We start from the raw sequence: 21,493 nt of genomic DNA, 5'->3' as shown, positions 1-21,493 counted from the left end.
TTGTTCAGGCGCGGCGGAAGGTGAACACGCGGCAGCGGTTGGTGACAACCCGGCATGTGTCGCCGCTGAAGGCGAAGCATGGGCGCTGCGCCCAGGGCCCGTCGCTGCGGCGGCCGAGGGCGCGCCCGGCCCCGAGCGGCACGAGCGGCATCGCCTGGCGGAGCGGACCTGCGCCCATGGTCAGCGTCGCGGCGCCGTCGGCGACCGCGACCTCGAACGCGGCGCCGAGCGCGTCGTTGCGCCACGGCCCGACCCACGCCGGATCGGGTGTGGCGTCGCGTGGCACAGGGACGAAGCGGCGCGCCACGTGGTTGATCTCACCCGCGATCGCGGCGCCCTCGTGACGGAGCCGGATCCACATGTACGGGCTGCGCGAGACCGCCCAGCCATCGCCACCGTCGAAGAGCTGCTCGGCCGCGCCGAGGAAGGTCACGCGCCCGTTGGCGAGCTCGATCCAGAACGGCGAACCGTCCGCGGCGGCGAACAGCCCGTCCGGCAGCGCGGTGGTGGCGGGCGGCAGGGTCGCGCCGAGCCCGGCGGCGATCACGTCGAGCGCGAGCCCGAGCGGATCGGTGTCCTCGCGGTTCGACAGCAGCACAACGCCGATGCCGTGCTCGGGCGCGATCAGCACGTGGTTCTTGTACCCCGGCAGCGAGCCGCCGTGTCCGAACAGCGGGATGCCGAGGAAGGGCGCGTGGGCGATGCCGAGCCCGTAACCCGTTTCGCGCCCGTCGGTCAGGCGCCGACGCGCGGCGAGGCGCGGCAGCAGGCCCTGCACGGCCTCGCGCTCGGCGAGCAGGGCCGCAAGCCAGATCGCGAGGTCGCGCGCCGAACCGGCAAGCCCACCCGAAGCGGAGAGATGCGTGCCGTAGCGCCCGCTGTGCCATGCGCCGGACTCGTCGCGCCAGTAGCCGGTGGCAAGGTTCGGCACCGGATCGGTGAAGTCCTCGGGGAACCGCACCGAGTGCAGCCCGAGCGGGGCGAAGAACGCCCCTTGCCACGCGTCGGCGAGCGGGCCGACGCGCGGCTCCAGCGCATGCTGCATCCAGCGATAGCCGGTGTTGCAGTAGGAGATCTCGGTGCCGGCGGGGTAGTTCAGGGCGTCGATCGCGGCGGTGAAGCGGTAGAGCGCATCGCGCGCATGGGTCGCGGTCCACGGCACGCCCAGTTGCCACAGCGCCTCCATCGCGTCTGGGATGCCGCTGGTCATGTCGAGCGCGCGGCCGACCGGCACCGCGGCGGGCGCGGGCGCGAGATCGGGCAGATGCGTGCCGAGCGGATCGTCGAGCCGGATCCCGCCCTCGCGCAGCACCAGCGCGGCGAGCACGTGCTTGGTGATCGAGGCCCAGCGGAACACCGTGTCGGGCGTGATCGCGAGCGCGTGGTCGAGGCTCGCGAGCCCGCCGCAGGCGGTGGCGCGCGGACCGTCGCGGTCGAACAGCACGATCGCGCCGCCGGGTCCGCGCGCGGCGGCCCAGGAGGCGGCGATCGCGTCGGCGTGCGCCTGCGCGCGGGCGAGATCGACGGTCATCGGCACTCCTCGGTCAGCGTCGGCCGAACAGGCGTTCGAGTTCGGTGCGCGTCAGACGGATCCAGGTCGGGCGGCCGTGGCTGCACGTACCGCTGTTCGGCGTCGCCTCGATCTGGCGCAACAGCGCATCCATCTCGGCCGGGGTGAGACGACGGCCTGCGCGCAGGGAGCCGTGACAGGCCATGCGCGCCAGCACCGCATCGATCCGCACGCGCAGCATGGTCGTCTCGCCGGTCTCGGTCAGTTCCTCGGCGATGTCGCGCAGCAACGCCGCCGCGTCGCAGCCGGCGAGCGGGGCGGGCACGGCGCGCACCAGCAGCGCGCCGCCGAAGGGCTCGACCGCGAGGCCGAGGGTGGCGAGCTCGTCCGCGCGCGCGAGCACGGCCTCCGCCGCTGCGGGGGAGAGTTCCACGACTTCCGGCGAGAGCAGCGTCTGCGGCGCGACCCCGCCCGCTTCCAGCGCGCGGCGCAAGGCCTCGTGGGCGAGGCGCTCGGCGGCGGCGTGCTGATCGACCAGCACCACCGCGCCGTCGGAGGTTTCGGCGACGATATAGGTGTTGAGGAGCTGGGCGCGCGCGGCGCCGAGCGGGTGCTCGGCCGGCGGTGGTGCGGCAGGGACGGGGCGCGCGAGCGGCGGCGCGGCGAGCGGCAAAGCGGGCGCTTCGGCGAACGACGGTGTGGCCGCGGCGAGGCGCATCGACGGCGACCAGCGCGCGGCCGGTGCGGGGGCGACCGTGCGCGCGGTGCCGAGGGCCGCGCGCAGGGCCGAGATGACGAAGCCGCGCACCGCGTCGGGCTCGCGGAAGCGCAGCTCGGCCTTGGCCGGGTGCACGTTCACGTCCACCGCTTGGGGCGGGAGGGTCAGCGCCAGCACCGCGAGCGGATGCCGCCCATGCGCGACCAAATCGCCATAGGCGACGCGGAGCGCGGTGCGCAGCAAGCGGTCGGCGACGGGCCTCCCGTTCACCATCAGATGCTGCTCGGTCGCGGTGGCACGGGTCAGGCTGGGCGGCCCGATCACGCCCGCGAGCGCGAACGCGCCGCGCGCGGACGACACGTCCACCGCGTGCTCGGCGAGGTCGGGGATCAGCCCAGCGATGCGGCGGGACCGATCCGCGGGTGGGGCGGCCAGCGCCTCGCGCCCGTCCAGCGTGACGGTGAAGCCGACGCCGGGATGCGCCAGTGCCAGCCGCCGGACCGCCTGCACGCAGGCCTCCGCCTCGGTGCGCGCGGTCTTGAGGAACTTGAGCCGTGCCGGGGTGGCGAAGAACAGGTCGCGCACGGTCACACGCGTCCCCTGCGGCGCGGCGGCCGGCCGCACCTCGCCCTTCGCGCCGGCCTCGACCGCGATCATCGCCCCGGTATCGGACCCGCCAGTCCGCGAGACGATCTCCAGCCGCGCCACCGCGCCGATCGACGGCAGCGCCTCGCCGCGGAAGCCGAGCGTGGCGATCTCGATCAGCCGCTCATCGGCGAGCTTGGAGGTGGCGTGCCGCTCCACCGCGAGCGCCAACTCGTCCGGCGCGATGCCGGCGCCGTCATCCTCCACCGTGATGCGCGCCGTGCCGCCGCCCTCGATCGCGACCGCGATCCGCCGCGCCCCGGCATCGAGCGCGTTCTCGACCAGCTCCTTCACCACCGAGGCCGGACGCTCCACCACCTCGCCGGCGGCGATGCGGTCGGCGACGGCGGGGGGCAGCAGGCGGATGGTCATCCGCCCATCCGCCGCAGCGCGGCGACCAGCCCGGCGGTCGCGGGATCGAGTGCCGCCGTGTCGCCCGTGGCAAGCGCCGCCTCGGTGCCGCCGGCGAGCGTCTTGCCGAGCTCCACGCCCCACTGGTCGAAGGCGTTGATCCCCCAGAGGGCGGCTTGCAGCGCGACCTTGTGCTCGTAGAGCGACAAGAGCGCGCCGAGATGGTGCGGGTCGAGGCGCGGCAGGATGATGGAGATGGTCGGGCGGTCGCCGGGGAAGCTGCGGTGCGGGCCGAGGGCGGCGGCACGCGCGGGATCGGTGCCGGAGGCGGTCAGTTCCGCGACCGCCTCCTCCTCGCTGCGGCCGAGCGCGAGCGCGGCACCCTGCGCCGCGGCATGGGCGAGCAGGATGCGGTGGTTCGCTTCGAGCTCGTGATCGGGCCGCGCGACCAGCACGAGATCGGCCGGGATCACGGCCGTGCCCTGGTGCAGCAACTGGCCGAAACTGTGCTGGAAATTCGTCCCCGGCTCGCCGAACACCACGGGCGCGGTCGGGAACGGCACCGGCCGCCCGGCGAGATCGACCCGCTTGCCGTTGCTCTCCATCTCCAACTGTTGCAGCCAGGCCGGCAGGCGCGCGAGCCGCTGGTCGTAGGGCAGGCACGCATAGGCCGCGCGGCCGAGGAAGGTCGCGTGCCAGGTGTGCGCGAGCGCGAGCAACATCGGCAGGTTGCGGCGCGGTGGGGCCGCGAGCGCGTGCGTGTCCATCGCATGCGCGCCGGCGAGCAGGTCCGCGAACACCTCCCAGCCGCGCGCCAGCGCGATGCCGAGCCCGATCGGCGACCAGAGCGAATAGCGCCCGCCCACCCAGTCCTTGAAGCCAAACACGCGCTCGCGCGGGATGCCGAAGGCGGAGGTCGCGGCGAGATTGGTGGAGAGGGCCGCGAGATGCTGCCCGATGCGATCCGCGCCGAGCGTCGCGGCGAGCCATTCGCGCGCGACGGAGGCGTTCGCCATGGTCTCCTGGGTGGTGAAGGACTTGGACGCGATCAGCACGAGGGTGCGCGCGGGATCGAGCCGTGCGAGCACCGGCGCGAGCGCGTGGCCGTCCACGTTGCCGACGAAGCGCGCATCGAGCCGCGCGCCCGTGTGGGCGAGCGCCTCGGTCACCATGGCCGGGCCGAGATCGGAGCCGCCGATGCCGAGATTGAGCACATTGGCGAAGGGCGCGCCGTTCCCCGCCGTGATGCGGCCGGTGTGCACGGCCGTGACAAAGTCGTGCATCCGGTCGAGCTCGGCGTGGATGTAGCCGGAGGCATCCTCCCAGCCCTCGGCCGTGCAGGCGCGGTAGCCGGCGCTGCGCGGGGCGCGAAGGGCGATGTGCAGCGCGGCGCGGCGTTCGGTCGCGTTGACCCAGGCGCCGCCGGCCATGCGGCGGAGCGCGGCGCGGAGCTCGGCGGCCTCGGCCAGCGCCAGCAGGTCGTCGAGCAGCGGCGCGTCGAGCGCGGTCCGCGAGAGGTCGAGCAGCAGGCCGGCCCCTGTGCGGGAGAGGCGGGCGAAGCGGTTCGGGTCGGCCGCGAGGCGGGCGCGGATCGCGCTCGCGGCGGGGTCGGCGGCGCGCGCGGCGAGCTGGGCCCAGGGCGTGGAGCGGGTAACGGGGGCGGAGTCGGTCATCGCCGGGGATGGTCGGCGCGCGGGAGGGGGTGGGTCAACCGATCGATCGACGAGCCCGCACGGGGCTGGTGGTCCGGCCGGAACACGGCAGCATCTTCGTCCGTCGTGCAGCCTCACATCGGAGGCCGACGCCAAGCCAGGCACCGGGACGCGCCATGTCGGTCCGCTCCGCACAAGCGACCGGTGCTCGGCCGTCGCGCTGCGCGAGACGCCGGGGACCCGCGGCGGTCGTCGCCCGAGCCGCGTCTCGGCTGCGTGCCGTCAGCAACCGGACAGAGTCTCGGCACCTCGCATCGAGGAGCTCTCCACGCGTGCCCAGGCGCGCGCGATCGCGTCCCGTCGTGCCACCCAGACACGGTCACCGAGCGCGCTCAGGCGGGCGAGCACCCCCTCGAAGGCCGCGAAACGCCCTGGACGGCCGACAATGCGCAGGTGGTAGCCGATGGTCAGCATTCTGGGCTTGCCGCGGTCCGCCTCGGCAAGAAGCGTCGCGAGGGCGTCATTCACGTATTCCACCATCTCGCGCGCCCGGACGAAGCCGTTCGGATGGAAGAACTTCATGTCGTTGCTGTCGAGCGCGTAGGGCAGCACGATCAGCCCCGGGTGCTCCGGATCACGGTAGGGCAAGTCGTCATCGAACGCGTTCGAGGTGTACAGGAAACCGCGCTCGGAAAGCTGGCGGCGCGTCCAGGCACTCTCGCTGCCGCGACAGAAGAAGCCGCAGGGTCTGATCCCGCAGACGGTGCTGATCACCGCCACGCAACGGTCGAGATCCCGCGCCTCTTCCGTGGGATCGCGGTAGTCGGCATGCGGCCGCCACCGCCAGCCGTGCACGGCGGCCTCATGGCCCCGCCGACAGACGGCCGCCGCTTGCAGCGGCGCGCGCTCGACGGCCCGGCCGCACATCAGGAACGTGGCCTCGATCCGGAACCGGTCGAGCGCGTCCAGGATCCGCCACAGACCTGCCCGCATACCGTAGGCGAAGATCTGCTCCTGCCCCAGGTCGCGGGTGCCGGGCTCGACGACGCTGATCACCTCGCCGATGCGTTCGCTCTGGGGATCGCCGTCGCCCACCTGATGTTCAGCCCCCTCCTCGAAGTTGACCACCACCGAAACGGCGAGCCGTGCGCCGTTTGGCCAGACGAAATCGGGATCCCGCCCTCCCCGTCCCGTAAGGTCGCGGTCGGAGCCTCTCGCCGGCGGCACCAGCATCGGAAGTCAGTCGAGCGTGATGGCAGCGCTGCGGGTCAGTTCGCCGGCGAGCGTCCGTTGCTCGGCGATGAACCGCGCGGACTCCTCCGGCGGGCTGCCCACCGGCAGGATGCCGATCCGGTCCAATCGTTCCTGGACGGCGGGCAAGCGCAGCGCCGCCGAGGCAGCCGCCTGCACGCGCGCCACGACCACGGGAGGCGTCGCGGCGGGGGCGAGGATCGCGCCCCATTCGAGGAACTCGTATCCCGGAAGACCGGCCTCATGCAGCGTCGGCAGATCGGGGAACTGGCCGAGCCTCTCGCGCGTGCTCACGGCGAACGCCTTGAGCCGTCCTTCCTGCACCAAGGCCGCGGAAGACCCGGCGGTGCCGATGTGGAAGTCCACGGTGCCGGCCAGCAAGGCCTGCACCGCCGGTCCGCCGCCGCGGAAAGGAACATGCAGGAACTCGATTCTGGCCAGTTTCTGGAAGAGCGCCGCCGCATAGTGCGATGCCGACCCGTTGCCGCCCGATGCATATGCCAGCGGCCGCCCCGCGGCAGCGCGACTGCGCGCAAGGGCCAACAGCTCGGCGATGGTGTTCGCCGGCAAGGACGGATGCGCCACGACGAGCAACGGCACCGACGTCAAGTGCGTGACCGCCGTGAACGCCGTCTCGTACCGAAACGTCAGGTTACGGATCAGATGGGGTGCCGTCGCGTGCGTGGACGTGTCGCAGAGGAAGGTGTAGCCGTCCGGTGGCGCGACCGCCACCACGCCGGCGGCGATACTGCCCGCCGCCCCCGGACGGTTCTCGAGCACCGCCGGCTGGCCCAGGGTCTCCGCCATCGACGGACCGATGAGGCGCATCACGGTATCGATCGCACCGCCCGGCGGGAACGAGATGATGAAGCGGATCGGGCGTGTCGGCCAAACCGGCTGTGCATGCGTCGCCGCAGCGGACATGGCCAGACCTGCCGCGAGCAGGCTGCGTCGGGACAACCACAGAGAACTGATCATGTCGTCTCCCTATGATTTCTGTGACCCGCGTCCCTGTTCTTGCGCGTAAGGTATTCGCAGGCGGAAACGCCAGCAAGACGCGAGAGATGGCGTCTCCGGCGCCATGCTGGGCGCTCCCAAGACGGCCTGCCGCAGCCGACTGCATCCAGCGCTCCGGGATCCAGAGTCGCACTCTCCGATGGAGCCGGTACCGTAGCCCCATGCCCAAACCCACCTCCCGCTACGTCTGCCAGTCCTGCGGCGCGGTCACGCCCAAATGGGCCGGCCAGTGCGCCACCTGCGGCGCCTGGAACACGATCGTCGAGGAACCGGCCGACACCCGCCCCGGCCCCGCCGGCAAGGGCGGCCCGGCGGCGGGCGGCCGCCCCATCGCCATCGTCGGGCTGAAGGGCGAGACCGAGGCGCCGCCGCGCGCGGTCACCGGCATCGCCGAGCTCGACCGGGTGCTCGGGGGCGGGCTCGTCGCCGCCTCGGCCGTGCTGGTCGGCGGCGATCCGGGCATCGGCAAATCCACCCTGCTGCTCCAGGCCGCGGCCGCGCTCGCCCGCGCGGGGCGGCGCGTGCTCTACATCTCGGGCGAGGAGGCGGTGGAGCAGGTGCGGCTCCGCGCCGCGCGGCTCGGCCTCGCCGACGCCCCGCTCGGCCTCGCCGCCGCCACCTCCTTGCGCGACATCGCCGCCACGCTGGAGGCCGAGACAGGCGCCACGCTCGCGGTGATCGACTCCATCCAGACGCTCTGGCTCGACAGCCTCGATTCCGCCCCCGGCACGGTCGCGCAGGTGCGCGCCTGCGCGGCCGAGCTCATTCGCCTGGCCAAGACGCGCGGCTTCGCGCTCATCCTGGTCGGCCACGTCACCAAGGAGGGCGCGATCGCGGGGCCGCGCGTGCTCGAGCACATGGTGGATGCCGTGCTCTACTTCGAAGGCGATCGCGGCCACGCCTTCCGCATCCTGCGCGGGGTGAAGAACCGCTTCGGCGCCACCGACGAGATCGGCGTGTTCGAGATGACCGGGCGCGGCCTGATCGAGGTCGCCAACCCCTCGGCGCTGTTCCTGGCCGAACGGCGCGGCAATGTCTCGGGCTCGGCGGTGTTCGCGGGCGTCGAGGGCACGCGGCCGGTGCTGGTGGAGATCCAGGCGCTGGTGTCGAGATCCGAGGGTGGCTCGCCCCGGCGCGCGGTGATCGGCTGGGACGGCGCGCGGCTCGCGCTGCTGCTCGCGGTGCTGGAATCGCGCTGCGGGCTGAGCCTCCATCAGCACGACGTCTATCTGAACGTCGCCGGGGGCTTGCGCGTGGCCGAACCCGCCGCCGACCTCGCGGTGGCCGCCGCGCTGGTCTCCGCGCTCGCCGACCAGCCGACCGATGCCGGGATGGTGTTCTTCGGCGAGATCGGCCTCTCGGGCGAGGTGCGCATGGTCGCCCATGGAGAGGCGCGGCTAAAGGAGGCGGCCAAGCTCGGCTTCACCGCGGCCTGCCTGCCGAAGCGCGTGGCCGCGCGCGGCCGCCCACTCGCCGCGCCCGAGGGGGTCGCGCTGTGGGAGATCGGCCATCTCGCCGATCTGGTCGGGCGCCTTGCCGCTCACAGACAGGGGAGGCGTGCATCCTCGCGTCTGGCCCCGGGGGCGGGTTCCGGCTAGGGAGGGGCCGGGGTGCCTTCCGCGATCCGTCATCGCGTGGGGGCCCCTCTCCGCTCTCCAGACCGCCGACCGCATGCCCTGGCTCGACATCGCCGTCCTCGCCGTTCTCGCCGTCTCGGGGCTGCTCGCGCTGTTCCGCGGCTTCGTGCGCGAGGTGCTGTCGATCGCCGCCTGGGTCGGCGCGGCGGCGGCCGGCGTGTTCGGCTACCCGCATCTGGCGCCCTACATCGAGGGGCTGTTCGGCGTGATCGAGAAGGGGCCGGTCGCCAACATCGCCGCCGGTGGCGTGATCTTCCTCGTCGCGCTGATCGTGTTCGCGCTGATCGCCGGCGCGATCTCCGACCGGGTGCAGGACAGCGCGCTCGGCGCGATCGACCGCACGCTCGGGCTGGTGTTCGGGCTCGCGCGGGGTGCGGCGCTGGTGTGCATCGCCTATATAGCAGCGGCGTGGCTGCAACCGCCGGATCGCTGGCCGTCCTGGGCCTCGGAGGCGCGCACCCGCCCGGCGCTGGAGGCGGGCGGGGCCTGGATCGTGCGCCAGCTGCCGCCGGGGCTCCTGCCCGCGCCGCCGCGCACCACGCCGGACGCACCCTCCGCGACCGAGCTGATGCGCCCGCCCACAGCCGCCTCCGCGGTGCGGCCCGAGGGGTACCGGCCCGAGGAGCGGCGCGACCTCGACCGGCTGATGAACGTGACACGCTGAACCGCGGCGCAGGGGGATTGGGATGGTGAGGCCGTCGGGCGGATTGGCGGGGATGAGCGCGGCGCGCGACGACGACCACCTGCGCGAGGAGTGCGGGGTGTTCGGCGTCTGGGGGGCCGCCGACGCGGCGGCGCTGACCGCGCTCGGGCTGCACGCGCTCCAGCATCGCGGCCAGGAGGCGACCGGCATCGTCAGCTTCGACGGCGAGCGCTTCCACAGCCACAAGGCGCTCGGGCTGGTGGGCGATGCGTTCTCGGACGCACGGGTGATGGCGCGGCTGCCGGGGGCGGCGGCGATCGGCCACAACCGCTACGCCACCACCGGCGACACCGTGCTGCGCAATGTCCAGCCGCTCTATGCCGATTTCGAGTTCGGCGGGCTCGCGGTCGGGCACAACGGCAATCTCACCAACGCGCATGCGCTGCGGCGCGCGCTGGTCCGCCGCGGCTGCCTGTTCCAGTCCACCACGGATTCGGAAGTGTTCGTCCACCTGATCGCGATCAGCCTCTACGGCACGGTGGTGGACCGGCTGATCGACGCGCTCAAGCAGGTGCAGGGGGCCTATTCGCTGGTCGCGCTGACCTCGGAGGCGCTGATCGGCGTGCGCGATCCGTTCGGCGTACGACCGCTGATCCTCGGCCGGCTCGCGGGCAGGGACGGGGCCTGGGTGCTCGCCTCGGAGACCTGCGCGCTCGACATCGTCGGCGCGGCCTTCGTGCGCGATGTCGAGCCGGGCGAGATCGTGGTGATCGACGATGCCGGCGTGCGCTCGATCAAGCCCTGGGCGAAGCAGCCGTCGCGCTTCTGCATCTTCGAGCACATCTACTTCGCCCGGCCCGACAGCATCGTCGAGGGCACCGCCGTCTACGAGGTGCGCAAGCGCATCGGCGCCGAGCTCGCGCGCGAGAGCCACACCGCGGCGGATATCGTCGTGCCGGTGCCCGACAGCGGCGTGCCCGCGGCGATGGGCTACGCGGCCGAGGCCGGCGTGCCGTTCGAGCTCGGCATCATCCGCAACCACTATGTCGGCCGCACCTTCATCGAGCCGACCGACCAGATCCGCCATCTCGGCGTGAAGCTGAAGCACAGCGCCAACCGCGCGCTGCTCGCGGGCAAGCGCGTGATCCTGGTGGACGATTCGATCGTGCGCGGCACCACCAGCCGCAAGATCGTGGAGATGGTGCGCGCGGCCGGGGCCACCGAGGTGCACATGCGCGTCTCCTCGCCGCCGACCACGCATTCCTGCTTCTACGGCATCGACACGCCCGAGCGCGACCAGTTGCTCGCCGCCCGCAACGACGTCGACGCGATGGCGCGCATCATCGGTGTGGATTCCCTCGCCTTCATCTCGATCGACGGGCTCTACCGCGCGGTCGCCGGGGCCGCGCGCGACGCTAGGCGGCCGCAGTTCTGCGATGCCTGCTTCACCGGCGACTACCCGATCCCGCTGACCGACCAGTCCGACCAGTCGAACGACCGGCAGCTCAGCCTGCTCGCCGAGACGCGCTGAGATGGCGGAGGGGTTGGCCGGGCGCGTCGCGCTCGTCACCGGCGCGTCGCGCGGCATCGGGGCCGCGGTGGCGGTGGAACTCGCGCGCCAGGGCGCCCAGGTGGTGGCGGTCGCGCGGAGCAAGGCCGGGCTCGAGGAGACCGACGACGCGATCGCGGCCGCGACGGGCCGCAACGCGACGCTGCTCGTGCTCGATCTGCGCGACGGGGCGAAGGTGGACGCGATCGGTCCGACGCTCGCGGAACGCTTCGGCCGGCTCGATATCGTCGTCGGCAATGCCGGGCTGCTCGGGCGGCTCGGGCCGCTCACGCATCTGCCGGAGAAGGACTGGACCGATCTCTGGGCGGTGAACGTCACCGCGAACTGGCACCTGATGCGCACCACCGAGCCCCTGCTGCGCGCCTCCGATGCCGGCCGCGCGGTGTTCGTCAGCTCCGGTGCGGCGACCAAGGCGCGCGCCTATTGGGGTCCCTATGGCGCGAGCAAGGCCGCACTCGATCACCTGGTGAAGACCTGGGCGGCCGAGCTCGCGATCACGCCCGTGAAGGTGAACGCGTTCAATCCCGGGCCCGTGGCGACCCGGATGCGCGCCGCCGCCATGCCCGGCGAGGACCCGGCGACGATCCCGCAGCCCGCGGACGTCGCCCCCGCGATCGTCGCGTTGTGCCGGCCCGAGGAGACGCGCTCCGGCGAGGTGGTGTCGTTCAGGTGACGGTGCTGGTCACCGGCGCGGCGGGCTTCGTCGGGCTCGCGACCGTCGAGGCCCTGCTCGCGCGCGGCGATACCGTCGTCGCCTTCGACCGCGCCGCCCTGCCCGAGGACGCGCGCGGGGCGTTCGCGCGCCTGCCGGGAACCCTGATCGAGGTCGCGGGCGATGTGCGCTCGGCGGAGGATCTCGCGCGCGCCTTTGCCGCCGCGGAGATCCGGCGCATCCTGCACCTGGCCGTGATCACAGCCGGCCCCGCGCGCGAGAAATCCGATCCCGAGACGATCGTCGGCGTCAACGTTCTGGGCGCGCTCGCGGTGTTCCGCGCCGCACTGGCCCAGGGCGTGACGCGGCTGGTGTCGCCCTCCTCGGTCTCGGTCTACGGCGCGCCGCCGCCGGGCTGCACCGCCTTCGGCGAGGACGAGACCTGGCCGCGGCCCGCCGCGCTCTACGGCATCACCAAGCTCGCGACCGAGCAGATGCTCGCGCGTCTCGCCGCGGTGCACGGTCTCTCCTTTGCCGCCGCGCGCATCGGCTCGGTCTACGGACCGTGGGAGCGCGAGACGGGGGTGCGCGACACGCTCTCCGCGCACCGCTCGGCCTTCCTCGCCGCGCAACGGGGCGAGGTCGCGCTGCTGAACCGGCCGACGCGCGGCGATCACGTCTATGTTCGCGATGTCGCCGCCGGGCTGATCGCGCTGCTCGATGCGCCGTCCCTCGACCGCGCGGTGTTCAATCTCGGCAGTGGCGTCGCGACCGATGTCGCCGAGTTCTGCCGCGTGCTCGCCCACCACGTGCCGGGGTTCCGTTGGCGCGCCGCCGGGCCGCAGGAGACGGCGACGGTCGTCACGCATGTGCCGTTCGATCGCGTCGCGATGGACATCCGCCGCATCCGCGAGGCCACGGGATTCCAGCCGCGTTTCGCCGGTCTCGACCAGGCGATCGCGGACTGGCTGGCGGCCGCGCCGTCGCAGTAGGTCCGCGATCGTGTGTCGCCTCTTGATGCATGGCGACATTTCGACTATTCTCCAAATATGGAATTTGCTGCGATCTCGGCCCGCTTCGCCGCCCTTGCCCACCCGACCCGGGTCGCCCTGGTCCGTCTGCTCGTGCGTGCGGGCACGGGCGGACTGCCCGCCGGCGAGATTGCGATCGCACTCAACGTCGCGCCCTCCAGCCTCTCGTTCCACCTGCGCGAGCTGGAACGGGCGGGCCTGATCCGCGCCACCCGGGCCGGCCGGTCGATCCGCTACGCTGCCGAGATCGACGTCGTGCGCCGGCTCGCCGTCTTTCTGACCGAGGCCTGCTGCGACGGTCACCCTGGGCTGTGCGGCGGGGACTTCGCCACCACGCCCTGGGAGGGACCCAGCATGACCAACCCGCCGAACGTCTACTCCGTATTGTTCCTCTGCACCGGGAACAGCAACCGCTCGATCATGGCGGAGGCGATCCTCAACCGCGAAGGCATGGGCCGCTTCCGCGCCTTCTCCGCGGGCAGCCACCCGAAGGGCGAGGTCGATCCGCAGACGATCGATCTGCTGAAGAGGCTCAACTATCGGACCGACGGCCTGCGCTCGAAGTCGTGGGACGAGTTCGCCGCTCCCGGCGCGCCGAAGCTCGATTTTGTGTTCACCGTATGCGACGATGCCGCGCACGAGATCTGCCCGACCTGGCCCGGCCAGCCGATGACGGCGCACTGGGGCGTGCCCGACCCGGCGAGGTTCGAGGGCAGTGCGGCCGAACGCGGCGCCTTCATCTCGGATGTGTACCGGATGCTCGCCAACCGCATCGCGGTCTTCGTCAATCTGCCGATGAAGAGCCTCGATCGCCTCAGCCTGCAGCAGCGCCTCGACGAGATCGGCCGGCTGCCGCGCACACCCGGCGTCACGCCCACGGCGGCGTAACCATGCGTGTCGGCATCAACGGCATGGGCCGGATCGGGCGGCTCGTGCTGCGCGCCGCGCTCGGTGGTGTCGCGCGCGCCGAGGGCGATCCCCGCGCGGCGAACCGGCTCGACGTGGTGCACGTCAACGAACTGAAGGGTGGTGCGGCCGCGACCGCGCATCTGCTGGAGTTCGACTCCATCCAGGGCCGCTGGCGCGCGCCGATCGCCGCGGAGGGCGATGCGATCGCGATCGGCAACCATCGCATCGGGTTCTCGTCCGCCGCGCATCCCGGCGATGTCGCCTGGGGCGCGCTCGGCTGCGACGTGGTGCTGGAGTGCACCGGCAAGTTCCTCACCCGGCCCGATCTCGAAGCCTATCTCGACCGTGGCGTCCAGCGCGTCATCGTCGCCGCACCGGTGAAGGACGGCTCGGCGCTGAACATCGTCGTCGGCGTGAACGACAACCTCTACGACGGTTCGCAGCACCTGCTGACGGCGGCCTCCTGCACCACCAACTGCCTCGCGCCGGTGGTGAAGGTGCTGCACGAGGCGATCGGCATCCGCCACGGCCAGATCACCACGATCCACGATCCGACCAACACCAACGTGGTGGTGGACGCGCCGCACAAGGACCTCCGCCGCGCGCGCTCGGCGATGCTGAGCCTCGCGCCGACCACCACCGGCAGCGCCACCGCGATCGGGCTGATCTATCCCGAACTCCAGGGCAAGCTGAACGGACACGCGGTGCGCGCGCCGGTGCTGAACGCCTCGCTGACCGACGCGGTGTTCGAGATGGCGCGCGCGGTCACGGTCGAGGAGGTGAACGCGCTGTTCGAAGCCGCCGAGGCGGGTCCGCTCGCCGGCATTCTGGGCATCGAGCGCCGCCCGCTGGTCTCGGCCGACTACCGCGGCGATTCGCGCAGCGCGATCGTCGATGCGCCTTCGACCATGGTGACCGACGGCACCATGCTGAAGGTCTATGCCTGGTACGACAACGAGATGGGCTATGCCTGCCGCATGGTCGATCTCGCCTGCGTCGCCGGAGCGGGTCTGTGAGCAACCAGCGCGCCTATGCGAGCGTGGTCGCCGCCTATTGGGGCTTCACGCTCACCGACGGCGCGCTGCGCATGCTGGTGCTGCTGCACTTCTTCACGCTCGGCTACACACCGTTCCAGCTCGCGCTGCTGTTCGTGCTCTACGAGATCGCCGGCATGGCGACCAATCTGTTCGGCGGCTGGGCGGCGACGCGTTTCGGCATCAACGTCACGCTCGCCTTCGGCCTCGCGCTCCAGGTCGCCGCGCTGCTGATGCTCTCGGCTCTCGACCCCGCGTGGTCGCCCGCCTAGTCGGTCGTCCACGTGGTGCTCGCGCAGGGGCTCGCCGGTGTGGCGAAGGATCTGACCAAGACGAGTGCGAAATCGGCGATCAAGCTCGTCACACCGGAGGGGCAGGCCGGCACGCTGTTCCGCACCGTCGCCTGGCTCACCGGCTCGAAGAACGCGCTGAAGGGGGTGGGGTTCTTCCTCGGCGGGCTGCTTCTGTCGACCCTCGGCTTCGTCCCTGCCCTCCAGGCGATGGCGGCGGCGCTCGCGGTGGTGTTCGTCGCGACCGTGCTGGCGCTGCCGCGCATGTTCGGCAAAGCCAAGAACGCGTCGCGGCTCCGCGAACTGTTCGCCAAGACGCGCGCAATCAATCTGCTCGCTGCCGCGCGCATCGCGCTGTTCGGCGCGCGCGACGTGTGGTTCGTGGTCGGATTGCCGGTGTTCCTCTACGCCCACGGCTGGGCCTTCGCCGAGGTCGGGGCGTTCCTCGCCGCCTGGACGATCGGCTACGGTGTGGTGCAGGGCCTCGCCTACCGCGTCGTGCCGCGCAGCGCCGACGGGCTCAGCGCCGAGGTGCCGGCCGCGCGGCTCTGGGCCGCCGTGCTCGCTGTCGTTCCGCTCGCGATCGCGTTGGCGCTCGGCGCGCTGCCCTCGACGGCCGCGCAGGGTGTCGTCGTCATCGGGCTCGGCCTGTTCGGCGTCGCGTTCGCGATCAACTCCTCGGTCCACTCCTACCTGATCGTCGCCTATGCGGGTTCGGAGAAGGTGGCCGAGGACGTGGGCTTCTACTACGCGGCGAACGCGGCCGGCAGGCTTGCCGGCACGCTGCTCTCGGGCCTGCTCTATCAGGCGGGCGGGCTCAGCCTGTGCCTGCTCGGCTCGTTCGCGATGCTCGCGGCGAGTGCCGCAATCAGCCTTGCGTTGCCGGCACGGACCGCCGCGCCCGCGCGCGCCTGAGCGGCGCCGGCGCGGCCCCCTCCCCCCACAACGTCTCCACCGTGCGCGCGATATGCGCGCGCATCGCCTGCTCGGCGGCCGGTGCGTCGTGCGCCGCGAGCGCGGCGAAGATCGCCTCGTGCTCCGCCATCGCGAGCTCGGGCTTCAGCCGCATCGTGCGCATGCGCGCCTGGGTGATCAGGAAGTAGCCACGCAGGCCGCGCACCGCATTGGTCAGGAACACGTTGTCGGCCGCCTTCAGGATCAGCGCGTGGTAGCGGTCGTTCGCGTCCACCAGCGCATCCCGGTCGAGCGCGCGGGTCGCCGCTCGCAGCTCCTCCATGATCGCTTGGAGCCGGGAGAGATCCTCGGGCGCGATCCGTTCGGCGGCGAGCCGTGCGGCGATCCCCTCCAGCGCCGCGCGGATCAGCCCCATCTCGTGCGCCTTCTCCGGCGCGAAGGCGACCCAGGTGCCGCGCCGCGGCTGGGTCACGACCATGCCTTCCTGCTCCAGCCGCTTCAGCGCCGCCTTGATCGGGCTGGTGGAGACGCCGAAGGAGGCGGAGAGCTCGCGCTCGGACAGCCGCGCGCGCGGCGCAAGCCGGCCGGCCGCGATCGCGTCGCGCAACCGCCGATAGACCTGCTCCGCGACCGGCACCGTCCCTTCCGTCCCGATCGTGACGGCGGTGCTGCGGCCCGGTTCCTCCCTGACGAAACTCGGCATTGCGTACTGATGTATCAGGTGGCAGTCTCGGGGACAACGCGGCACGGTGCGCGCCGCGGCGTCGGGTGTCCAGCCCGCAACGATTACGGAGGATCCATGTCCAGACGTCTGCTCGCGGCCGCCGCCGCCATCGCCATCGCCGCCTCGCCCGCCGCCGCGCAGGAATGGCGTGGCTGGAACATCCATGTGCCGGACTATCCGAACAGCCAGGGGCTCGAGAAATGGGCCGAGCTGGTCGGGCAGCGGACCAACAACCGCATCCGCATGCGCATGTTCCACTCGGCGCAGCTCGGCCAGCAGGACGAGGCGATCCAGCAGCTTCGCCTGGGCGCGATCGACGTGGCGAACTTCAACATCACGCCGCTCAACAACCTGGTGCCCGAGACCCAGGTGCTGACCCTGCCCTTCATCTTCCGCGATGTGCCGCACAGCCACCGCGTGGTCGATGGCGCGGTGGGTGACGCGATCGCGCGCGAGATCGAGGCCAAGCTCAACATGGTGGTCGTGAGCTGGTTCGATGCCGGCGCGCGCTCGGTCTACACGCGCAACCGCGCGATCCGCACGCCCGAGGACATGCGCGGCCTGAAGATCCGCGTGCAGACCTCCGACCTGTTCATCGACCTGATGCGCGCCCTCGGTGCCAATCCGGTGCCGCTGCCCTTCGGCGAGCTCTACACCGCTCTCCAGACCGGCGTGGTCGATGGCGCCGAGAACAACTGGCCCTCCTTCGAGAGCCAGCGGCATTACGAGCACGCCCGCTTCTATTCCACCACCGAGCACTCCAACGTCCCGGAGATCGTGGTGGTGAACAAGCAGCGCTGGGACCGCCTTTCGGCGGCCGACAAGGAGATCGTGCGCACGGCCGCGCGCGAGGCATCCGCGTTGCAGCGCCGACTCTGGGCCGAGCGCGAGAAGCAGTCGCGCGAGCGCGTGATCGCCGCCGGCGTGACCGTGACCGACATCCAGGACCGTACGCCCTTCGCACGGCTGATGGAACCGATCTACGCGAAGTATGCCGGCACGCCGAACCTCAAGGCGCTGGTCGAGCAGATCCGGGCGACGCAGTGAGCGGAGCACGCGCGTGAGGGCGGCCGTCGCCGCCCTCTCGGCGATCCTAGACCTCGTCGCGCGCGGCGTGATCCTGCTGGCGGGGGCGGCGCTGGTCGCCCTCGTCGTCAGCCTGATCTGGATGGTGTTCGGCCGCTACGTGCTGAACGACACCCCCACCTGGGTCGAGCGCGGCGCCCTGCTGGCGATCCTGTTCGTCGCCCTGCCGGTCGCGGGTGTCGGCGTGCGCGAGCGGTTCCACATGGCGGTCGAGCTGGTCGTCGCCGCCCTGCCGCCGGCGGCACGGCCCGTCGTTGCGGTCGCGGCCGATCTCGCGCTGTTCGCGCTGGGCTGGATCATGGTCGAATGGGCCTGGGTGCTGGTGGGCAACTACTGGAATTTCCGCATCCCTCTGCTCGGCATCAGCCAGGGCTGGCAGTTCGTGCCGATGGTGATCTGCGGCGCGCTCACCATGCTGTTCGTCGCCGAACACCTGCTGCGCCGCCTTGCCGGCCTGCCGCCGCTCGGCCGCCCCGCTTCGGACTGAACCCGCATGGGCCTTGCCATCCTGTTCGGCGTGTTCGCGCTTGCCCTCGCGGCGGGCGTGCCGGTCTCGTTCGCGCTCGGGCTTGCCGCGGTGGCCGGGTTCTGGTGGGAGGGCCTGCCGCTCGCGGTTGCGTTCATGCAGATGACCTCCGGCATGAACGTGTTCTCGCTGCTCGCGATCCCGTTCTTCATCTTCGCCGGCGAGATCATGCTGCACGGCGGTATCGCCTCCCGGCTGATCACGCTTGCTTCCTCCGCGGTCGGTGGCGTGAAGGGCGGGCTCGGCATCGTCAACGTGTTCGCCTCCATGCTGTTCGGCGGCATCTCCGGCTCGGCGGTGGCGGACACCTCGGCGCTGGGCTCGATCCTGATCCCGGCGATGCGGCAGAAGGGCTACGACACCGACTACGCGGTGAACGTCACGGTCACGTCGTCGATCGCGGGGATCATGATCCCGCCCTCGCACAACATGATCCTCTATTCGCTCGCGGCCGGCGGCGGCGTGTCGGTCTCGGCGCTGTTCATGGCGGGCGTGGCGCCGGGCGTGATGATGTGCGTCTGCCTCGCGGTCGCCGCCTACCTGATCGGCGCCAAGCGCGGCTATCGCGGCGACCCGTTCCCGGGCTTCCGCGCGCTCGCCCGCGCCGCGGCTGTCGCATTCCCGGGACTGTTCACCGCCATCATCATCCTGGGCGGCGTCCTCGGCGGCATCTTCACCGTCACCGAGAGCGCGGCGATGGGGGCCGGCTGGGCCGTGCTCTGTACCGCGCTGATCTATCGCGAACTGACGTGGGAAGGCTTCGTCACCGCGGTCGCGCAGTCCGTGCGCACCACCTCCGTGGTGCTCCTGCTGGTCGGCACCGCCTCGGGCTTCGCCTATCTGCTCGCGCTGCATCGCGTTCCGGAGGAGCTCGCGACCGCCATGCTGGCGATCTCCGACAACCCGATCGTGCTGCTGCTGCTGATCAACCTCGCGCTGCTGGTGCTCGGCTGCATCATGGACATGGCCGCGCTGATCCTGATCTGCACGCCGATCTTCCTGCCGGTCGCGACCCAGATCGGTGTCGATCCGGTGCAGTTCGGCATGGTCGTGATGATGAACCTGGGCCTCGGGCTCACCACCCCGCCCGTGGGCGCGGTGCTGTTCGTCGGCTGCGCGATCGCGCGGGTGAAGATCGAATCCGTGATGCGCACGATCTGGCCGTTCTACGGCGCCATCCTGGTGGCCCTCGCGCTGACCACCTACTGGTCACCGCTGTCGCTGACGCTGCCCCGCCTGACGCTCGGCTACGGGACATGATCGTCACCGCGATCGAGACGATCCGCCCACCCGACTATGCCAACATCCTCTGGGTCCGGGTTGAAACGGACGAGGGCCTGGTCGGGCTCGGCGAGACCTTCCGCGGTGCCGCCGCGGTCGAGGCGCAGATCCATGCCGAGATCGCCCCGCGCCTGCTCGGCACCGATCCGTCGCGGATCGAGGCGCTCAACGCCGAGCTGACGCGGCCCTATGTCGGCTACCGCTCCTCGGGCGCGGAGCTGCGCGCCGCCTCGGCGATCGACATCGCGCTCTGGGACCTCGCCGGCCAGGCCGGCGGACGGCCGCTGCATGACCTGCTCGGCGGGCTGACGCGGACCTCGATCCGGACCTACAACACCTGCGCCGGCTACGCCTACAACCGCTCCGGCGGGCGGCGCGCCATCGCCGCCGAGGACGCGCCGCAGGGGCCGTATGACGATCAGATCGCCGCGGAGCGCGATGCCGGCGCGCTGGCGCGGAGCCTGCTCGCGATGGGCATCGGCGCGATGAAGATCTGGCCCTTCGATCCTTTCGCCGGCGCGACCTCCGGGCAGCTGATCACCGCTGCCGAGATCGACCGCGCGCTCGAGCCGCTGCGGCGCATCCGCGATGCGGTCGGCGATGCGATGGAGGTGATGATCGAGCTGCACGCGCTCTGGGATTTGCCGGCGGCGCTGGCGATCGCGCGTGCGGCAGCACCCTTCCGTCCGTTCTGGATGGAGGACCCGCTGCGCAACCTCGATCCGCTCGCGCTCGCGGATTACCGCCGCCGCTCCGGCCTGCCGGTCTGCGCCTCCGAGACGCTCGCGACCGCCGCACAGTTCCTCGACCTGCTGCGGGCCGAGGCGGTGGACTACGTGATGCTCGATATCGGCTGGTGCGGCGGGCTGACGCAGGCGCGCAGGATCGCCGCACTCGCCGAGGCGCATCAGCGCCCGGTGGCGCCGCATGACTGCACCGGCCCGGTGGTGTTCGCGGCCTCCACGCATCTCGCCTGCGCGCTGCCGAACGCGGTGTTCATGGAGAGCGTGCGCGCCTACTGGTCGGGCTGGTACCGCGACCTGGTCACGGCGCTGCCGATAGTCGCAGACGGCATGATCGCGCCGACACGCGGGCCGGGCCTCGGCCTCGCGCTCACGCCGGCGGCGCTGGCCGGAGCGGCGATCCGACGAACCACGGGAAGGACCTGATGAGCGACATCCGCGTGCTGAACCCCGATCTGCGTTTCGCGCTGGGCGAGGGCCCGGTGTGGGACGCGGCGCACAACCGGGTGCTGGTCGCCGACATCCTCGGCTGTTCGATCACCGCCGTCAGCCTGGACGGCACGGTGCTCAATACCTGGCACTTTCCGTCCGAGGTCGGATCCTTCGGCCTCTGCCGCTCGGGGCGCTGGATCGTCGCGCTGCGCCACGAGGTGGTGCGCTACGACTGGCGCGCGCGCCGGATCGAGCCGTTCTGCACGCCGGGACCGATCCCGCCCCATGGGCGGCTGAACGACGGCAAGATCGGCCCGGACGGCGCGTTCTGGGTCGGATCGATGGACGAGCGGGTGCAGCGCGAGCCGCTGGGCCGGCTGTTCCGCGTCGCGCCCGACGGCTCCTGGCGCGAGATCACGGACGGGCTCTACACCGCCAACGGCATGGCGTGGACCGGCGACGGGCGGACGATGGTGCACAGCGACAGCGGCGCGCCCTGGATCGATGCCTGGGACTTCGACCCCGAGACCGGCACGGCATCGAACCGCCGCCGCATCGTCACCCCGGACACCGAGGCGATCGGCCGGCCCGACGGCGCGGCCTTCGACATGGCGGGCCGATACTGGTCGGCGGGCGTGCGCAAGGGGCGGATCAACCGCTTCCGCACCGACGGCACGCTGATCGACAGCCTGCCCTTCCCCGCGCTCGGCGTCACCATGCCCTGCTTCTGCGGGCCGGATCTGCGCACGATCGTCTGGACGTCGCTGCGCACGCTGCTGGGCGCCGAGGGCGTCGGCGCGAGCCCGCTCTCGGGCGCGCTGTTCATCATGCCGTCCGACGAGCCGGGCGTGCCCGTGCCGATGTTCGCCGATTGAC

At 71.9% G+C, this 21,493-nt stretch carries 20 protein-coding genes; 14 read left to right on the top strand and 6 right to left on the bottom strand.

Annotation, left to right across the window (positions count from 1 at the left end):
* Positions 1 to 4: 4 nt before the first annotated feature.
* From F563_RS0115180 to F563_RS22805, 5 genes are all read right to left on the bottom strand, one after another.
* Positions 5 to 1,531: a serine hydrolase domain-containing protein gene (locus F563_RS0115180; RefSeq protein WP_019015538.1), complete on the bottom strand. Its 1,527-nt coding sequence runs from the start codon at positions 1,529 to 1,531 to the stop codon at positions 5 to 7.
* A 13-nt stretch (positions 1,532 to 1,544) separates the two neighbouring features.
* Entirely contained in the window at positions 1,545 to 3,245 is a 1,701-nt protein-coding gene (gene mutL / locus F563_RS0115175; RefSeq protein ID WP_019015537.1) for a DNA mismatch repair endonuclease MutL, read from the bottom strand.
* A complete protein-coding gene (gene pgi, locus F563_RS0115170; protein ID WP_019015536.1) occupies positions 3,242 to 4,897 on the bottom strand; it encodes a glucose-6-phosphate isomerase in 1,656 nt (551 codons plus the stop codon). The genes mutL and pgi overlap by 4 nt, the downstream gene beginning before the upstream one ends.
* A 261-nt stretch (positions 4,898 to 5,158) precedes the next feature.
* Positions 5,159 to 6,109 carry a polysaccharide deacetylase family protein gene (locus tag F563_RS22810; RefSeq protein WP_051089402.1) on the bottom strand — a complete coding sequence of 317 codons (951 nt, stop codon included), beginning with the start codon at positions 6,107 to 6,109 and terminating at the stop codon, positions 5,159 to 5,161.
* A gap of 6 nt (positions 6,110 to 6,115) precedes the next feature.
* Positions 6,116 to 7,105 (bottom strand): Bug family tripartite tricarboxylate transporter substrate binding protein, encoded by a 990-nt coding sequence (locus tag F563_RS22805; RefSeq protein WP_035575389.1) that lies wholly within the window; start codon positions 7,103 to 7,105, stop codon positions 6,116 to 6,118.
* A 200-nt stretch (positions 7,106 to 7,305) separates the two neighbouring features.
* Between F563_RS22805 and radA the strand changes: the two genes are divergently transcribed.
* From radA to F563_RS22795, 9 genes are all read left to right on the top strand, one after another.
* Positions 7,306 to 8,742 (top strand): DNA repair protein RadA, encoded by a 1,437-nt coding sequence (gene radA / locus F563_RS0115155; protein ID WP_019015533.1) that lies wholly within the window; start codon positions 7,306 to 7,308, stop codon positions 8,740 to 8,742.
* A 73-nt stretch (positions 8,743 to 8,815) separates the two neighbouring features.
* The gene (locus F563_RS22800) at positions 8,816 to 9,445 is read left to right on the top strand and encodes a CvpA family protein (RefSeq protein ID WP_019015532.1); all 630 of its coding nucleotides are present in this window, start codon (positions 8,816 to 8,818) and stop codon (positions 9,443 to 9,445) included.
* A gap of 52 nt (positions 9,446 to 9,497) precedes the next feature.
* A complete protein-coding gene (gene purF / locus F563_RS0115145) occupies positions 9,498 to 10,955 on the top strand; it encodes an amidophosphoribosyltransferase (RefSeq protein ID WP_019015531.1) in 1,458 nt (485 codons plus the stop codon).
* A 1-nt stretch (position 10,956) separates the two neighbouring features.
* Entirely contained in the window at positions 10,957 to 11,667 is a 711-nt protein-coding gene (locus F563_RS0115140; RefSeq protein WP_019015530.1) for an SDR family NAD(P)-dependent oxidoreductase, read from the top strand.
* Positions 11,664 to 12,638, top strand: coding sequence for an NAD-dependent epimerase/dehydratase family protein (locus tag F563_RS0115135; protein ID WP_019015529.1), 975 nt, complete (start codon positions 11,664 to 11,666; stop codon positions 12,636 to 12,638). The genes F563_RS0115140 and F563_RS0115135 overlap by 4 nt, the downstream gene beginning before the upstream one ends.
* 57 nt (positions 12,639 to 12,695) lie before the next feature.
* On the top strand, positions 12,696 to 13,565 hold the full coding sequence (locus F563_RS25670; protein WP_019015528.1) for a metalloregulator ArsR/SmtB family transcription factor: 870 nt from the start codon (positions 12,696 to 12,698) through the stop codon (positions 13,563 to 13,565).
* Positions 13,566 to 13,567: 2 nt separating this feature from the next.
* On the top strand, positions 13,568 to 14,602 hold the full coding sequence (locus tag F563_RS0115125) for an ArsJ-associated glyceraldehyde-3-phosphate dehydrogenase (RefSeq protein ID WP_019015527.1): 1,035 nt from the start codon (positions 13,568 to 13,570) through the stop codon (positions 14,600 to 14,602).
* Positions 14,599 to 14,892: an MFS transporter gene (locus F563_RS25665; RefSeq protein ID WP_019015526.1), complete on the top strand. Its 294-nt coding sequence runs from the start codon at positions 14,599 to 14,601 to the stop codon at positions 14,890 to 14,892. Before F563_RS0115125 ends, F563_RS25665 begins: the two co-directional genes overlap by 4 nt.
* 12 nt (positions 14,893 to 14,904) lie before the next feature.
* Positions 14,905 to 15,825 (top strand): MFS transporter, encoded by a 921-nt coding sequence (locus F563_RS22795; protein ID WP_019015525.1) that lies wholly within the window; start codon positions 14,905 to 14,907, stop codon positions 15,823 to 15,825.
* On the opposite strand, the gene F563_RS24895 is transcribed toward F563_RS22795, so the two are convergent.
* Positions 15,779 to 16,528 (bottom strand): GntR family transcriptional regulator, encoded by a 750-nt coding sequence (locus tag F563_RS24895; RefSeq protein WP_019015524.1) that lies wholly within the window; start codon positions 16,526 to 16,528, stop codon positions 15,779 to 15,781. The genes F563_RS22795 and F563_RS24895 overlap by 47 nt on opposite strands.
* Positions 16,529 to 16,624: 96 nt before the next feature.
* On the opposite strand from F563_RS24895, the gene F563_RS0115110 reads away from it, so the two are divergent.
* From F563_RS0115110 to F563_RS0115090, 5 genes are read left to right on the top strand one after another with little or no spacing between them, the layout of a single operon-like run.
* On the top strand, positions 16,625 to 17,596 hold the full coding sequence (locus tag F563_RS0115110; protein ID WP_019015523.1) for a TRAP transporter substrate-binding protein: 972 nt from the start codon (positions 16,625 to 16,627) through the stop codon (positions 17,594 to 17,596).
* Between the two features lie 13 nt (positions 17,597 to 17,609).
* Positions 17,610 to 18,122, top strand: a complete 513-nt coding sequence (locus F563_RS22785; protein WP_019015522.1) for a TRAP transporter small permease — start codon at positions 17,610 to 17,612, stop codon at positions 18,120 to 18,122.
* Positions 18,123 to 18,128: 6 nt separating this feature from the next.
* Positions 18,129 to 19,421 carry a TRAP transporter large permease gene (locus F563_RS0115100; RefSeq protein WP_019015521.1) on the top strand — a complete coding sequence of 431 codons (1,293 nt, stop codon included), beginning with the start codon at positions 18,129 to 18,131 and terminating at the stop codon, positions 19,419 to 19,421.
* Positions 19,418 to 20,611 (top strand): mandelate racemase/muconate lactonizing enzyme family protein, encoded by a 1,194-nt coding sequence (locus F563_RS0115095; RefSeq protein ID WP_019015520.1) that lies wholly within the window; start codon positions 19,418 to 19,420, stop codon positions 20,609 to 20,611. The genes F563_RS0115100 and F563_RS0115095 overlap by 4 nt, the downstream gene beginning before the upstream one ends.
* The gene (locus tag F563_RS0115090) at positions 20,611 to 21,492 is read left to right on the top strand and encodes an SMP-30/gluconolactonase/LRE family protein (protein WP_019015519.1); all 882 of its coding nucleotides are present in this window, start codon (positions 20,611 to 20,613) and stop codon (positions 21,490 to 21,492) included. Before F563_RS0115095 ends, F563_RS0115090 begins: the two co-directional genes overlap by 1 nt.
* The last annotated feature ends 1 nt before the right edge of the window (position 21,493 follow it).

This window comes from Elioraea tepidiphila DSM 17972, assembly GCF_000378465.1.
Taxonomy (GTDB): domain Bacteria; phylum Pseudomonadota; class Alphaproteobacteria; order Acetobacterales; family Acetobacteraceae; genus Elioraea; species Elioraea tepidiphila.
Note: the sequence above shows the minus strand (reverse complement) of the source record. Positions and strands in the feature narration are given on the sequence as shown.

What these genes read in the sequence shown, in the direction of transcription:
- F563_RS0115180 (WP_019015538.1), bottom strand. Translation starts at nt 1,531, where the DNA reads ATGACCGTCGATCTCGCCCGCGCGCAGGCGCACGCCGACGCGATCGCC.
- mutL (WP_019015537.1), bottom strand. Translation starts at nt 3,245, where the DNA reads ATGACCATCCGCCTGCTGCCCCCCGCCGTCGCCGACCGCATCGCCGCC.
- pgi (WP_019015536.1), bottom strand. Translation starts at nt 4,897, where the DNA reads ATGACCGACTCCGCCCCCGTTACCCGCTCCACGCCCTGGGCCCAGCTC.
- F563_RS22810 (WP_051089402.1), bottom strand. Translation starts at nt 6,109, where the DNA reads ATGCTGGTGCCGCCGGCGAGAGGCTCCGACCGCGACCTTACGGGACGG.
- F563_RS22805 (WP_035575389.1), bottom strand. Translation starts at nt 7,105, where the DNA reads ATGATCAGTTCTCTGTGGTTGTCCCGACGCAGCCTGCTCGCGGCAGGT.
- radA (WP_019015533.1), top strand. Translation starts at nt 7,306, where the DNA reads ATGCCCAAACCCACCTCCCGCTACGTCTGCCAGTCCTGCGGCGCGGTC.
- F563_RS22800 (WP_019015532.1), top strand. Translation starts at nt 8,816, where the DNA reads ATGCCCTGGCTCGACATCGCCGTCCTCGCCGTTCTCGCCGTCTCGGGG.
- purF (WP_019015531.1), top strand. Translation starts at nt 9,498, where the DNA reads ATGAGCGCGGCGCGCGACGACGACCACCTGCGCGAGGAGTGCGGGGTG.
- F563_RS0115140 (WP_019015530.1), top strand. Translation starts at nt 10,957, where the DNA reads ATGGCGGAGGGGTTGGCCGGGCGCGTCGCGCTCGTCACCGGCGCGTCG.
- F563_RS25670 (WP_019015528.1), top strand. Translation starts at nt 12,696, where the DNA reads ATGGAATTTGCTGCGATCTCGGCCCGCTTCGCCGCCCTTGCCCACCCG.
- F563_RS0115125 (WP_019015527.1), top strand. Translation starts at nt 13,568, where the DNA reads ATGCGTGTCGGCATCAACGGCATGGGCCGGATCGGGCGGCTCGTGCTG.
- F563_RS24895 (WP_019015524.1), bottom strand. Translation starts at nt 16,528, where the DNA reads ATGCCGAGTTTCGTCAGGGAGGAACCGGGCCGCAGCACCGCCGTCACG.
- F563_RS0115110 (WP_019015523.1), top strand. Translation starts at nt 16,625, where the DNA reads ATGTCCAGACGTCTGCTCGCGGCCGCCGCCGCCATCGCCATCGCCGCC.
- F563_RS0115100 (WP_019015521.1), top strand. Translation starts at nt 18,129, where the DNA reads ATGGGCCTTGCCATCCTGTTCGGCGTGTTCGCGCTTGCCCTCGCGGCG.
- F563_RS0115095 (WP_019015520.1), top strand. Translation starts at nt 19,418, where the DNA reads ATGATCGTCACCGCGATCGAGACGATCCGCCCACCCGACTATGCCAAC.
- F563_RS0115090 (WP_019015519.1), top strand. Translation starts at nt 20,611, where the DNA reads ATGAGCGACATCCGCGTGCTGAACCCCGATCTGCGTTTCGCGCTGGGC.